The organism is Methylobacterium sp. Leaf104, assembly GCF_001422885.1.
Classification (GTDB): domain Bacteria; phylum Pseudomonadota; class Alphaproteobacteria; order Rhizobiales; family Beijerinckiaceae; genus Methylobacterium.
The window spans coordinates 35,063-47,915 of record NZ_LMMZ01000007.1 but is presented as its reverse complement, the minus strand read 5'-3'; the positions used below and the strand labels follow the sequence as shown (position 1 = coordinate 47,915).

Genomic DNA, 12,853 nt, shown 5'->3' with positions numbered 1-12,853 from the left:
ACGCTTCGCTCCGCACCTATTCCGCAGCGAGCCGCATCGGCGGCTCATCCTGTCCCCGACCTGTAGCGGTCTCGCGCGGCAGCGTCACGCTGAAGGTTGTACCGACCCCCAGTTCCGACGCGACCTCGATCCGACCCCCGAGCGAGCGCACCAGCGCCTTCACGTGGGCGAGTCCGATGCCCTCACCGGGCTTGTCCTGAGCGCCGGAGCGCCGGAACAGCTCGAAGACCCGCGCGTGGTCGCGTTCCGCGATGCCGCGGCCATTGTCCATGACGGTGTAGCGGATGCGACCGCCTCCCAGCGCCTGTCCCTTGATCTCGATGCGGCCCGGCCGCGCCGGGTCGAGATACTTCACCGCGTTGTCGATGAGATTGCCGAAGATCTGCTCGATCGCCAGCCGGTCGGCGACGAGGCGGGGCAGGTCCGGTGCGATCGTGACGCGGGCGTCTACCCGATCGATCTGATGCTGCTGCGCATCCGCGAGGCGGCGCAGGAGGCCCGTCATGTCGAGACGTTCCGGCGTGAAGCTGCGCCGGCCCTCCCGCGACAGCTTCAGGATGGCGGCGATCAGACGCTCCATGCGCGTCACCGCAGCCTTGATGAAGCCGAGAGCCTCGCCGAGATCCGCGTCGATCCGCTCCGCCTGCGGATGCCCCTGGAGGGCGGCGCGCACGTCGTCCCGTGTCGTCTCCAGCTCGCTCGTGAACCCCATCACGTTGACGAGGGGCGCGCGCAGATCGTGACTGACGATGTAGGCGTAGCGCTGGATCTCCTCGTTGGATTCGCGGAGTTCCGCCTCCGCTTGTCGCTGCTCGGTGATGTCGGTGTGCACGCCGACCCATTCTCGGATCGACCCATCGGCATTCAGGACCGGCACGGCACGGATGGCATAGTGCCGCCAGGCGCCGTCGGCGGAGCGAACCCGATGCTCGTGCACGAAGGTCTGGCGCGCCCGGACGGTCTCGTTCCAGGCCTCGATACTGGCCTGCTGGTCGTCGGGATGAACCGCGTTGGCCCAGCCGTAACCCTCGTATTCCATCTGGGTCTGGCCGGTGATGGCGCTCCAGCCGGGCTGCTCGCCGAGCATCCGGCCCTCAGCATCGTTGGTCCAGAGGACGCCGCGCACCGCCTGCACGGCGGCACGGAAGCGCGCCTCGCTGGCCTGCAGTTCGCCCTGGACCCGCTGCTGGTCGAAGGAGGACGCGAGCATTGCCAGGAACAGGATCAGGAAGGTTGCGCCGGCCACGGCCAGGGCGAGGTTCTGCTGCGCGGCGCTGAGGCCGGACGCGTGCCCGGCAGCGCCCTCGGCGGTGAAGGTCGCTGCAGTCATGCCGGTGTAGTGCATGCCCGCGACAGCGAGGCCCATGACGCCGGCAGCGATGAGTGTCTGCGACACGCTGTTCTGACGCAGGGTCAGCCAGAGGGCCGCAGTCGCCGCCGTGACCGCGATGACGACCGAGAGCGCAACCAGCGGCCAAGCATAGGTGAGGTGGCCCGGCATGCGCATCGCCGCCATGCCGGTGTAGTGCATGGCGGCCACCCCGACGCCCATGACCGGCCCTGCGACGAACAGGTCGCGATGCGTCGCTCCCTGCCGGCCGATCCAGCCAAAGGCCGCTCCGGTGCAGACGACGGCGAGCAGAAGGGACAGGGCCGTGGCGCCGAGATCGTAGGCGACCGGCATGCCCATCTCGAAAGCCAGCATTCCAACGAAGTGCATCGACCAGATGCCTCCGCCCATGGCGCAGGCGGCGGCAGCGATCCAAGCCCAGCGGCGCCTGCCCGCCGAGACCCGGCCGCGTCCCCCAAGATCGAGGGCGGTGTAGGAGGCGAAGATCGCGATCGTGACGGACAGGGCGACGAGCGCCGGATTGTAGCCGGTGTGGACCATCGGAGGCGCGAAGAGACCGTTCTGACCGTGAAAGCGCCAGCCTAGCCGGTCTTCGCCTCAAGGACCATCGGCACCGAACCGGGAGAAGGCACCGGCCCGGTGCCGCCCTGCACTACCCCTTGGCGCCCGCATGCCGTAAGGCCGCTGCATCCGCCCGAACCTCTGTGAAACCATGATCCGCCTCGAAAAAATCGGCAAGCAGAACGGTCGCCAGATCGTCTTCATCGAGGCTTCCGCCGCGCTGCAGCGGGGCGAGAAGGTCGGCCTCGTCGGGCCCAACGGTGCCGGCAAGACCACGCTGTTCCGGATGATCACCGGCGAGGAGCAGCCCGACGAGGGCCAGGTCGCAGCAGATCGGGGCATCACCATCGGGTACTTCAGCCAGGATGTCGGCGAGATGTCCGGCCGGACCGTGGTCTCCGAGGTGATGAACGGTGCCGGCCCGGTCAGCGAGATCGGGGCCGAGTTGAAAGAGGTCGAGCAGGCCCTGGCCGATCCCGAGCGAGCCGACGAGATGGAGGCGCTGATCGAGCGCTACGGCGAGGTTCAGGCCCGTTTCGAGGAACTCGACGGATACGCTCTGGAAGGCCGTGCCTACGAGGTTCTGGCGGGCCTCAGCTTTTCCCAGGAGATGATGGACGGCGACGTCGGCAAGCTCTCGGGCGGCTGGAAGATGCGCGTGGCGCTCGCCCGCATCCTTCTGATGAATCCGGACGTCATGCTCCTCGACGAACCGAGCAACCACCTGGACCTGGAGAGCCTGATCTGGCTCGAGGCCTTCCTCAAGGGGTACGAGGGCGCCCTGCTGATGACCTCGCACGACCGCGAGTTCATGAACCGCATCGTCACCAAGATCGTCGAGATCGACGGCGGGCAACTCACAACCTATTCGGGCGACTATGCCTTTTACGAGCAGCAGCGGGCACTGAACGAGACTCAGCAGCAGGCGCAGTTCGAGCGCCAGCAGGCGATGCTCGCCAAGGAGATCAAGTTCATCGAGCGTTTCAAGGCGCGGGCCTCCCACGCCGCCCAGGTACAGAGCCGGGTGAAGAAACTCGACAAGATCGAGCGGGTGGAGCCCCCCAAGCGCCGTCAGAGCGTCGCCTTCGAGTTCCTGCCCGCCCCCCGCTCCGGCGACGACGTCGTGATGCTCAAGAACGTGCACAAGCGCTACGGCAGCCGCACGATCTACGAGGGCCTCGATTTTTCGATTCGGCGTCGTGAGCGCTGGTGCGTGATGGGCATCAACGGGGCCGGCAAGTCGACGCTCCTGAAACTGGTGACCGGCACCGCGGAGCCGGACGACGGCAGCGTCGCGGTGGGCGGGAGCGTGAAGCTCGGCTATTTCGCCCAGCATGCGATGGATGTGCTGGACGGCGATCGCACGGTGTTCGGTTTTCTCGAGGATTCCTTCCCACAGGCCGGCCAAGGCTCACTCCGGGCGCTGGCGGGCTGCTTCGGCTTCTCGGGCGACGATGTGGAGAAGCGCTGCCGGGTGCTCTCGGGCGGCGAGAAGGCCCGCCTCGTCATGGCCCGGATGCTCTACGATCCGCCGAACTTCCTCGTTCTCGACGAGCCCACCAACCACCTCGACATGGGCACAAAGGAGATGCTGATCGCCGCCTTGGCGAACTATGAAGGCACGATGCTGTTCGTGAGCCACGATCGGCACTTTCTCGCCGCCCTGTCGAACCGCGTCCTCGAACTCACTCCGGACGGGATCCATCAGTATGGCGGGGGCTACACCGAGTACGTCGCCCGCACGGGCCAGGAGGCACCTGGACTGCGAAGCTGACGTCGGGGAACGGGTCGGCCGAGGCTCCGTCGAGCCGACGCCGGCTCGGCGATGCCGGATCGACCGTGATCCATATGGTGAGTCTGTCGGCCTCACGCGGAGCAGAAACGATCGCCCGGAAGACACTCTGCGAGTGCCATCGGACACAAAGCGGATGATCCGCGAAAGGCGCATTCCGACCCTGAACTTGAAATGAACAAAATGTCAGATTAACTGAACGTGAACGATCAGCCTCCCACACTCGGCTGCCACTCACCAACCAGGAGTACGGATATGTCCAGCGGACTGTTCCAGAACCTGCCGGGCGCTCACGAAATGGGAGGGCTTCAGGCCCTTCCGAGTGAGCCGTGGCTTCTTCCGATCTCGGACCGGATGAACTCCGTGACGACGGATGCCGATCGATTGGAAGCGGCCGTTCGATTGTCCGTTCGTCCGTTCCAGCGAGCGGCGAACGTGCTGGTGGCGGCGCTTCTGCTCCTGCTGTCTGTTCAGATCGGCGCGGATTGGATGAGTGCGCGCACCCCGCATCCAACTACGGGCCAGATCGCGGACGCCACCCCGCCAGAGATGCCGGTGACGAAAGCCACGCTCACCATCAACAACTGAACGCTCACTCCGTCGGTCCCATGGCCGACCCGCTTCCGAGCGGGTCGTGGGGATGTCAGAGCAAGCGTCGCGTCAGCCAGATCTACCCAGCCACCTGAGCGGCCTCGCTATCGCGCCGGGTCCGTGCGTCGACCCGGTCATTACCGCGAGAGCGAGGCGATCGATCGCGTCCAGCTGCGCCTTTAAGCGTCTCCTGATCACCCGCGTGAGACCCGTCGGCGGCTCCATGCCGCCTCGCGGTTTTGGGCGGGATCAAGCGGTGATCGAAGCCGAGTGTGAAGCCGCTGTTGCCGGCACATCCCCATCCTCATCCTTGGCCAGTCCGGGCTTCCGCCGTGACAGGGTCAGGATGAGCACCGGCAGGATCAGCAGGATCAGGAGCGGCGCTAGGCTCATGCCGCCGACGACCACCAGCGCCAGCGGCTTCTGAACCTGCGAACCCACGCCGTTGGAGAAGGCAGCCGGCAGGAGGCCCACGCCGGCGACCACGCAGGTCATCACCACTGGCCGGAGTTGGGTGTGGCAGGTCCGCAGCATCGCCCGCACACGCTCCTCGCCCTCGGCGATGAGGCCGTTGAAATGCGAGAGCACGATGATGCCATCCATCACGGCGATGCCGAGCAGCGCGATGAAGCCGATGGCGGCGGACACACTGAACGGCGTGTCGGTGATCACCAGCGCGAGGACGCCACCGGCCGCCGCCATCGGGATGACGCTGAGCGCCAGCAGCATGTCGATCACCGAACCGAAGTTCATGAAGAGCAGGATCGCGATGAGGCCGATGGCGATCGGCACCGTGACCGACAGGCGCGCCAGGGCGCCCTGCATGTTGTTGAACTCGCCCACGAGTTCGAGGCGATAGCCGCGCGGAAGGGTCACTTCGGTATTCACGCGCTCGCGCGCCTCCAGGATCGCGCTGCCGAGATCACGGTCGCGGACGCTGAACTTGACCGGCAGGTAACGCTCCTGGCCTTCGCGGTAGATGTAGGCCGGGCCTGAAACGAGAGCGACCTGCGCGACCTCGCTCAGGGGCACCTGCATCAGGGTACCGTTCGGCCCCTGCCCCGAGATGCGGAGGTTGCGGATCGAGGCCACGCTCTGGCGGAATTGCTCGGCCAGGCGGATCACGATCGGATAGTGCCGGTCCGAGCCGCTGTCGTAGAGGTCGCCGGCGCTGTCGCCACCGATGGCGGTGCGCACGGTGGCGTTGATGTCACCGGGGGTGAGCCCGTAGCGAGCCGCACGGATGCGATCGACATCGATCTGGACCGTCGGCTGGCCGAGCGACGTGAAGACGCCGAGATCGGTCACGCCGGGGACCTTGCGCAGCACCGTTTCGACCCGGTTGGCGACCTCCGTCAAGGTTTCGAGATCCGGCCCGAACACCTTGAAGGAATTCTCGCCCTTGATGCCCGAGACCGCTTCGGCGACGTTGTCCTGCAGGTACTGCGAGACGTTGAACTCGACGCCGGGGAAGTCGGTGCGCAGTCGGTCCAGGAGATCGCCGACCATCCGGTCCTTGCTCATGCCGGGACGCCACTTCTCGGCCGGCTTGAGGGGCGCGAAGAATTCGCCGTTGAAGAAGCCGGCCGCATCCGTCCCATCATCCGGCCGGCCGTGCTGGGAGACCACGCTCTCGACCTCCGGCACCGCGGCGATGATGCGGCGGATGCGGTTGACGTAGAGGTTGCCCTCCTCCAGCGAGATCGTGGCCGGCATGGTGGCACGAAGCCAGAGATTCCCCTCCTCGAGCTTGGGCAGGAACTCGAGCCCGAGCTGGCGTCCCGCGACGCCGACGCCGGCGGTGAGCAGCAACGCGAGGCCGAGGGTGAGGATGCGGTTGCCCAGGGCGGCGCGGATCGCAGGCCGGTAGAGCCGGTCGAGCGTCCGTACCAGGATCGTCTCGACCTCCTCGACATGGGCCGGCAGCAGGTAGGCGGAGAGGACCGGTGTCACCGTGAACGTGGCGATGAGACCACCGAGCAGCGCATAGGCGTAGGTCTGTGCCATCGGCCCGAAGATGTGGCCTTCCACCCCTGTGAGCGTGAAGAGTGGCAGGAAGCCGGTCACGATGATGATCGCCGCGAAGACGATCGAGCGACTGACGTCGCCGGAGGCCTGACGAATGCGTAGGAGCTTGCCGGCGAGGCCCGGCCGGACGACCTCCCCGGTCGGGGTGCCGTGACCGGAGAGCCGCCGGAAGATCGCCTCGACCATGATCACCGTGCCGTCGACGATCAGCCCGAAATCCAGGGCGCCGACGGAGAGCAGGTTCGCCGACTCGCCTCGCACCACCAGGATGATCACGGCGAAGAACAGCGCGAAGGGGATTGTCGCCACCACGATGAGGGCGCTGCGCAGGTTGCCGAGGAACAGCCACTGGACGATCAGGATCAGGACGATGCCGACCAGCATGTTGTGCAGCACGGTGTGCGTGGTGACAGCGATGAGATCGGCGCGGTCGTAGATCCGCTCGATCTTCACGCCGGGCGGCAGTAAGCCCATGGCCTCGATGCGTCCGACCTCCGCCTGGACGGCCTCGATGGTTGGGGTGCTTTCCTCGCCACGCCGCATCAGCACGATGCCCTGAACGATGTCGTCGTCGTCGTTCATGCCGGCGATGCCAAGGCGCGGCTGATGCCCGATGGTGACGGTGGCGACGTCCTTAACCAGCACCGGCGCCCCGCCCGACTGGGTCAGCACGGTCTCGCCGATGTCGTCCGTCGAGCGAATCAGGCCGACGCCACGCACCACCGCCGACTGCGTCCCGAGATTGATCCGGTTGCCGCCGACGTTGAGGTTGCTGTCGTTCAGGGTCTTCACCACGCCCGAGAGGGTCAGGCCATAGGCAGTGAGCCGGTCGAGGTCCACCGCGATGTCGAAGGTCTTGGTCTTGCCGCCCCAGCCGATCACGTCGATCACGCCGGGCACGGCGCGGAAGCGGCGGCGCAGGACCCAATCCTGGAGGGATTTCAGGTCGAGAACGCTGTAGCCAGCTGGAGCAGTCAGCTTGTAGCGGAAGATCTCACCGATCGGGCTCACCGGAGAGATCGTGGGTTTGGCGCCGTTCGGCAGGGCATCGAGCTGGGCCAGCCGGTTGAGCACTTGCTGCTCGGCCTCGCGATAGCTGAACTCGAATCCGAACTGCAGCTTCACGTCGGACAGGCCGTAGAGCGAGACGGAACGGACCTGCTTCAGGTTCGGCAGGCCCGAGGTGATCACCTCGATGGGCACGGTGACGTAGCGCTCGATTTCCTCTCCCGAAAGGCCCGGCGCCTGCGTGATCACGTCGATCATCGGCGGCGTCGGATCCGGATAGGCTTCGATGTTCAGGGTTCGGAAGGCCACCAGCCCGCAGGCCAGCAACAGGACGAACGCGAGCACCACCAGGGCACGCTGGCGCAGCGCGAGATGGACAAGGCCGGTCATGCGTGGGATTCCTGTTGCCGAGGGCCGACGGATCAGCCCCGGGTCACCATCCGGTCGATGAATAGGGAACCGCGCGAGATGACGCGCTCGCCCGTCGCCAGACCTTCGAGGATCTCTATCTTCGCTCCGTCGATGATGCCGGGCTTGACCCGGCGGTTCTCGACGGAATTGTCGGCCTTGAGCACCCAGACGCTCGCCTTGCTGCCCTCGAGGACCACGGCCGCCCGCGGAACCGACTGCGACAAGGTCTCCCGCTCGTTAATGACGCGCACGGTGGCGTACATCTCGGGCTTCAGCAGGTTCTGGCTGTTGTCGATGTCGGCCCGGACCGTGATTCGGCGGGTCGCGGGATCGACCGATGAGCCGATGAAATTGATCCGACCCTCGAAGGTCTTGTCGGGATAAGCCAGGACACGAAACTTGAGGCGGTCGCCGAGGTCGACCTTGGCCGCATCCGGTTCGCGCAACTGCGCGATGAGCCAGACCTTGGACAGGTCGCCGATGATGTAGGAGGGGTCGCTGCCGCCGGTGCCGACATACTGGCCCGGTCCGATCTTGCGCTGGATGATGGTTCCCTTCAGGGGCGCATTGATCGCCGTCTCCGGGTTGATCGAACCCTTCTGCAGATTGGCGACCTCGTCGTCGCGCAGCCCGAGGATGCGCAGGCGGTTGCGCACCGCCTCGAGGCCGACCTCGGCCGTCCGGGCATCGTTGCTGGCGGTGTTCAGGTCGTTCTGCGCGGACTGGAGCTCGCGCAGGGTGGTGACCCGCGAATCATAGAGGTCGTGCAGGCGCTTCTCGGCCGCCTGGGCGTAGCCGAGCTGCGAGCGCGCCTTGGCCAGGACGTTCAGCGCCGCGAGATAGTCGTTCTGAGCCTGAACCATCTCGTTGGCCTGGATCGAGAACAATCGCTCGCCCTTCTGCACCTGTTCGCCGGTGCGCGCGAAGATGGCGATGACACGACCAGGATAGGGCGAGAACACCGGGGTCGCCTGATACTCATCGACGCCGATTTTACCCTCGGTGGTGATCTCCTCGTAGAAGAGGCGCTGCTCAACCGTCTCCGTGTCTATGGCTGCGAGCTGGTCGGCGCTGAGGACAAAGTCGCCAGGGCTCGAGGGCGCGGCCGTGACGGCCGCCGGCGTCGAGGATGTCGAAGCACCCGCGAATGTGCCCGGAAGCCAAAGAAATCCAGCAGCGAAAAGAATTAAGGCAACTAACAGAATTGAGATCTGTGTGCGATGCTTCAGGCCGGCGAGTGGAGCGAACGAACCCTGAGGGTTAGTCATCTGATTAATCTCGCGCGTCATCGCATCTATGCACTCATCCGACCCGACCGAATGGCGCGTCGGTCTGTAGAGGGCCGTCGCCAGAGATACAAGCGTGCCCGATTCACGTTTTGATCGCCTCGCGCGACGCGCGATCGGTGTGGCTTCCTTGCCTACTCCGGCAGGTCATTCCGTTACGCGGAACGCTTCCTGAAAACGAGGCCTTCACTCGAACCTCCCGTGACGCGGAATGTCAGGACGACAAAACCCCGCGGACCCTAGGGTCTGCGGGGTTAAAGTTGCGTCACATGAATCCCTGGGAGGGATCATTGGTATACTACATGCCAACCGCAGCACTGCAAGGGTCATCCGGCCCAGATGCGCTTTATTTTGCCGATCGCCATGTCGCCGACAGAACGATTGTTCAGCTTCGACGGAATCGCCTCGAACTCACTCCCACTCGATCGTCCCGGGCGGCTTCGAGGTGATGTCATAAGTCACCCGGTTGATTCCCTTGACTTCGTTGATGATCCGCGTGGCGACTCGGCCCAGGAAGGTCATGTCGAAGGGGTAGAAATCTGCGGTCATGCCGTCGACCGAGGTCACGGCGCGCAGAGCGCAGACGTGGTCATAGGTGCGGCCGTCGCCCATCACGCCGACGGTCTTCACGGGCAAAATGACCGCGAAGGCCTGCCAGATCGTGTCGTACAGACCGGCCTTGCGGATCTCGTCGAGGTAGATCGCATCCGCCTTGCGCAGGGCTTCGAGCTTGTCGGGGGTGATCGTGCCCGGGCAGCGGATGGCGAGACCCGGGCCCGGGAAGGGGTGACGCCCGACGAAAGCCTCCGGCAGGCCCAACTCCTTGCCCAGTACGCGGACCTCGTCCTTGAAGAGCTCACGTAGGGGTTCGACGAGCTGCATGTTCATGCGCTCGGGCAGACCACCGACATTGTGGTGGGACTTGATGGTGACGGAGGGGCCGCCGGTGAACGATACGCTCTCGATCACGTCCGGGTAGAGTGTGCCCTGGGCGAGGAAGGCGGCGCCGCCGATCTTCTTCGATTCGGCCTCGAACACGTCGATGAACAGGCGTCCGATCGTCTTGCGCTTCTGCTCCGGGTCGCTGACGCCGGTCAGCTCACCCAGGAACAGATCCTGGGCCTCCACGTGGACGAGGGGAATGTTGTAATGGTCGCGGAACAGGCGGACGACCTCCTCGGCCTCGCCCATGCGCAGGAGGCCGTGATCGACGAAGACACAGGTGAGCTGCTCGCCGATCGCCTCGTGGATGAGCACCGCCGCCACGGCGGAATCGACACCGCCGGACAGGCCGCAGATCACCCGCTCCCGGCCGACCTGCGTGCGGATCTTCTCGATCGCCTCCTCGCGGTAGGCACCCATGGTCCAGTCGCCGGAGCACCCGGCGATGTCGCGCACGAAATTCCGGATCAGCAGGGCTCCGTGCGGCGTGTGTGCCACCTCGGGGTGGAACTGCACGGCGTAATAGCTGCGTGCCTCGTCGGCCACCGCCGCGAAGGGAGCGTTCTTCGACATGGCAACGGTGGTAAAGCCGTCCGGCAGCTTGGTGACGCGGTCACCATGGCTCATCCAGACAGGGTAATGCTCGCCCACGTGCCAGACGCCCTTGAATAGGGGACATTCCGAGAGGATCTCGATCTCGGCCCGGCCGAACTCGGCGTGATGCCCACCTTCGACCTCACCGCCGAGCTGGGCCGCCATGGTCTGCTGGCCGTAGCAGATGCCGAAGACCGGAACGCCGGAATCGAACACGATCTGGGGCGTCCGTGGCGAGGCCTCGGTGGTCACCGATTCGGGACCACCGGAAAGGATCACGCCCTTGGGCTTCGTCTCGGCAAAGGCTTCGGCGGCCTTGGTGAAGGGAACGATCTCGCAATAGACCCCCTCCTCGCGCACGCGGCGCGCGATGAGCTGCGTCACCTGGCTGCCGAAATCCACGATGAGGATCTTGTCGTGTTCTGTCGTCATGGAACCGGAGTTAGACGAGGCCTCGATCCGGTGCAACGGATCGGCCCGCAGAGTCGTCACGCGATCGGCATCGGACTGGGGATGCGGGGCTCCCAGGCGTTAACCGTTCGTTCACCGCCCAGCGACGACACCGTGCGCCCCCAGCAACGAACAGGAGCCTCAGCCATGAGAGCCACCATCTTCGGGATCGCCACCCTCGCCCTCGCCGGTTTCGGAACCACCTCGGCCTCCGCCCTGCCCGTGCCGGCCGGGATTGCACTGGCCAGCGGGCTGGAGCAGGTCCGCGTCGTCGAGCGCAGAGTGATCCGCGGCCCTCGTTGCACGACCGTCGTCACCAAACGCCGCGGGCCGCTGGGCCGGGTGGTCGTGGTGCGTAAGCGCCGCTGCTTCTGAGACGTGCGCCGCCGCGCCTCAGCGGCAGCGGCTTGAACTTCCGGAATGGCCCCTCGCGGGGCCATTTCGCGTTTCAGTCCCTGCGCTGGAGGGTGGCGACGTAGAAGCCGTCGGTGCCGGTCCGGGCGGGACTCATCTGAAGGCCATGCTGCGTCAGGCGAATAGCCGGGCCGAGGTCGGGCGCGTATGCGGCGAGGACCTGCGAGGCGGAGACCGCTGTGAGATCCTCCGAACGACGCCCGAGAAAGCCGGCGATGGCTGCGTCGTTCTCCTCGGGCAACAGGGAGCAGGTGACATAGGTGATGCGACCACCGGGGCGCACCAGCCGCGCTGCCCGGTCGAGCACTGTGGCTTGGTCGGCGCTGCGGGTGCTCAGGGCATTCGGGCGCATCCGCCACTTGGCATCGGGATTGCGCCGCCAGGTGCCGGAGCCGGTGCAGGGGGCATCCACGAGCACTCGGTCGGCACTGCCGTCGAGGTCGGCGAGGACGTCGGTGCGGGCCTTGCCGGTGCGGGGCGTGCGAATCTCCGCGGTGGCACCCGCCCGGCGCAGGCGCTCATGGATTGGGGCGAGCCGGCGCGGATCGTCGTCGCTGGCCACCAAGCGACCCGAATTCTCCATCATCGCGGCCAGACTCAGGGTCTTGCCGCCGCCGCCGGCGCAGAGGTCGATGACGGTCTCGCCGGGCCGTGCGCCGCACAGGAGGCTCGCGAGTTGCGAGCCCTCGTCCTGGATCTCGTACCAGCCGTCGATGAATTCCGGCTCGACATGGAGGGCGGGTCCCCGCCCGTCCTCGCCGATGGGGATGCGCAGCCCGTTCGGCGCGTGCGGGGTCGGCTCCGGGGTCAGGTGGGCGAGGCCTGCCAGGGCCTCCGCACGGCTGCGCTTCAGGGTGTTGATCCGAATGTCGAGGGGCGCGCGCCGGCTCAAGGCACGCAACTCGTCGAGGGTCTCGGAGCCGAAAGTCGCTGCCAGTGAGGGCAGAACCCATTCGGGCACGTCGCCGGCGACATGCAGCGGTGCGTCGGCCAGGGTCCCCTCGGCCAGACGCCTCCGCTCGTCGTCGGACAGGGGCGCCGGGGCGAAGCGCTCGCCACTGAACATCTCTGCGATGGTTGGGGCGGCGCGGCCGTATTGCAGCCGCAGCATGCCGATGACGAGACTGCGCGGGCTTTCGTCCGCCATGATCCAGGCGGCGGAGGCGCGCCGGCGCAGGGCGTCGTAGACGAGGCTGGCGATGGCGGCCCGGTCGCCCGAGCCAGCGAAGCGGTGAGCGAGACCCCAGTCCTTCAGGGCGTCAGCGGCGGGGCGGCGGCGCGCGGCGATATCGGCGAGGACCTCGATGGCGGCGGAGAGGCGTGCGGGGGGCGTCAGGGCAAGATCCTCGGATTCATCGGCGGGCGCCGCGATACGGCCACGCTTCGGGCGGCGGCCGGACACAATACAGTCGAGCTTCCGGCGCG

General features: G+C 66.4%; 8 protein-coding genes. 3 read left to right on the top strand and 5 right to left on the bottom strand.

Annotation, left to right across the window (positions count from 1 at the left end):
* Positions 1–16: 16 nt before the first annotated feature.
* Positions 17–1,891 carry an MHYT domain-containing protein gene (locus tag ASF49_RS08135; RefSeq protein ID WP_056470470.1) on the bottom strand — a complete coding sequence of 625 codons (1,875 nt, stop codon included), beginning with the start codon at positions 1,889–1,891 and terminating at the stop codon, positions 17–19.
* Positions 1,892–2,063: 172 nt separating this feature from the next.
* On the opposite strand from ASF49_RS08135, the gene ASF49_RS08130 reads away from it, so the two are divergent.
* Positions 2,064–3,686: an ABC-F family ATP-binding cassette domain-containing protein gene (locus tag ASF49_RS08130; protein ID WP_056470467.1), complete on the top strand. Its 1,623-nt coding sequence runs from the start codon at positions 2,064–2,066 to the stop codon at positions 3,684–3,686.
* A gap of 273 nt (positions 3,687–3,959) precedes the next feature.
* Complete coding sequence (locus ASF49_RS08125; RefSeq protein WP_056470464.1) at positions 3,960–4,292, top strand: hypothetical protein; 333 nt, start codon at positions 3,960–3,962, stop codon at positions 4,290–4,292.
* A 252-nt stretch (positions 4,293–4,544) separates the two neighbouring features.
* Here the strand turns inward: ASF49_RS08125 and ASF49_RS08120 are convergent, their stop codons facing one another.
* From ASF49_RS08120 to guaA, 3 genes are all read right to left on the bottom strand, one after another.
* Positions 4,545–7,721 (bottom strand): efflux RND transporter permease subunit, encoded by a 3,177-nt coding sequence (locus tag ASF49_RS08120; protein WP_056470461.1) that lies wholly within the window; start codon positions 7,719–7,721, stop codon positions 4,545–4,547.
* 32 nt (positions 7,722–7,753) lie between these two features.
* Positions 7,754–9,031 carry an efflux RND transporter periplasmic adaptor subunit gene (locus ASF49_RS08115; protein ID WP_243214878.1) on the bottom strand — a complete coding sequence of 426 codons (1,278 nt, stop codon included), beginning with the start codon at positions 9,029–9,031 and terminating at the stop codon, positions 7,754–7,756.
* 408 nt (positions 9,032–9,439) lie between these two features.
* Complete coding sequence (guaA, locus tag ASF49_RS08110; protein WP_056470458.1) at positions 9,440–10,996, bottom strand: glutamine-hydrolyzing GMP synthase; 1,557 nt, start codon at positions 10,994–10,996, stop codon at positions 9,440–9,442.
* A gap of 165 nt (positions 10,997–11,161) precedes the next feature.
* Here guaA and ASF49_RS08105 point away from each other — a divergent pair, with 165 nt between their 5' ends.
* Entirely contained in the window at positions 11,162–11,389 is a 228-nt protein-coding gene (locus ASF49_RS08105; protein WP_056470455.1) for a hypothetical protein, read from the top strand.
* Between the two features lie 73 nt (positions 11,390–11,462).
* Here the strand turns inward: ASF49_RS08105 and ASF49_RS08100 are convergent, their stop codons facing one another.
* Positions 11,463–12,764, bottom strand: a complete 1,302-nt coding sequence (locus ASF49_RS08100) for an RsmB/NOP family class I SAM-dependent RNA methyltransferase (protein ID WP_056470582.1) — start codon at positions 12,762–12,764, stop codon at positions 11,463–11,465.
* Positions 12,765–12,853 lie beyond the last annotated feature (89 nt).

What these genes read in the sequence shown, in the direction of transcription:
- ASF49_RS08135 (WP_056470470.1), bottom strand. Translation starts at nt 1,891, where the DNA reads ATGGTCCACACCGGCTACAATCCGGCGCTCGTCGCCCTGTCCGTCACG.
- ASF49_RS08130 (WP_056470467.1), top strand. Translation starts at nt 2,064, where the DNA reads ATGATCCGCCTCGAAAAAATCGGCAAGCAGAACGGTCGCCAGATCGTC.
- ASF49_RS08125 (WP_056470464.1), top strand. Translation starts at nt 3,960, where the DNA reads ATGTCCAGCGGACTGTTCCAGAACCTGCCGGGCGCTCACGAAATGGGA.
- ASF49_RS08120 (WP_056470461.1), bottom strand. Translation starts at nt 7,721, where the DNA reads ATGACCGGCCTTGTCCATCTCGCGCTGCGCCAGCGTGCCCTGGTGGTG.
- ASF49_RS08115 (WP_243214878.1), bottom strand. Translation starts at nt 9,031, where the DNA reads ATGACGCGCGAGATTAATCAGATGACTAACCCTCAGGGTTCGTTCGCT.
- guaA (WP_056470458.1), bottom strand. Translation starts at nt 10,996, where the DNA reads ATGACGACAGAACACGACAAGATCCTCATCGTGGATTTCGGCAGCCAG.
- ASF49_RS08105 (WP_056470455.1), top strand. Translation starts at nt 11,162, where the DNA reads ATGAGAGCCACCATCTTCGGGATCGCCACCCTCGCCCTCGCCGGTTTC.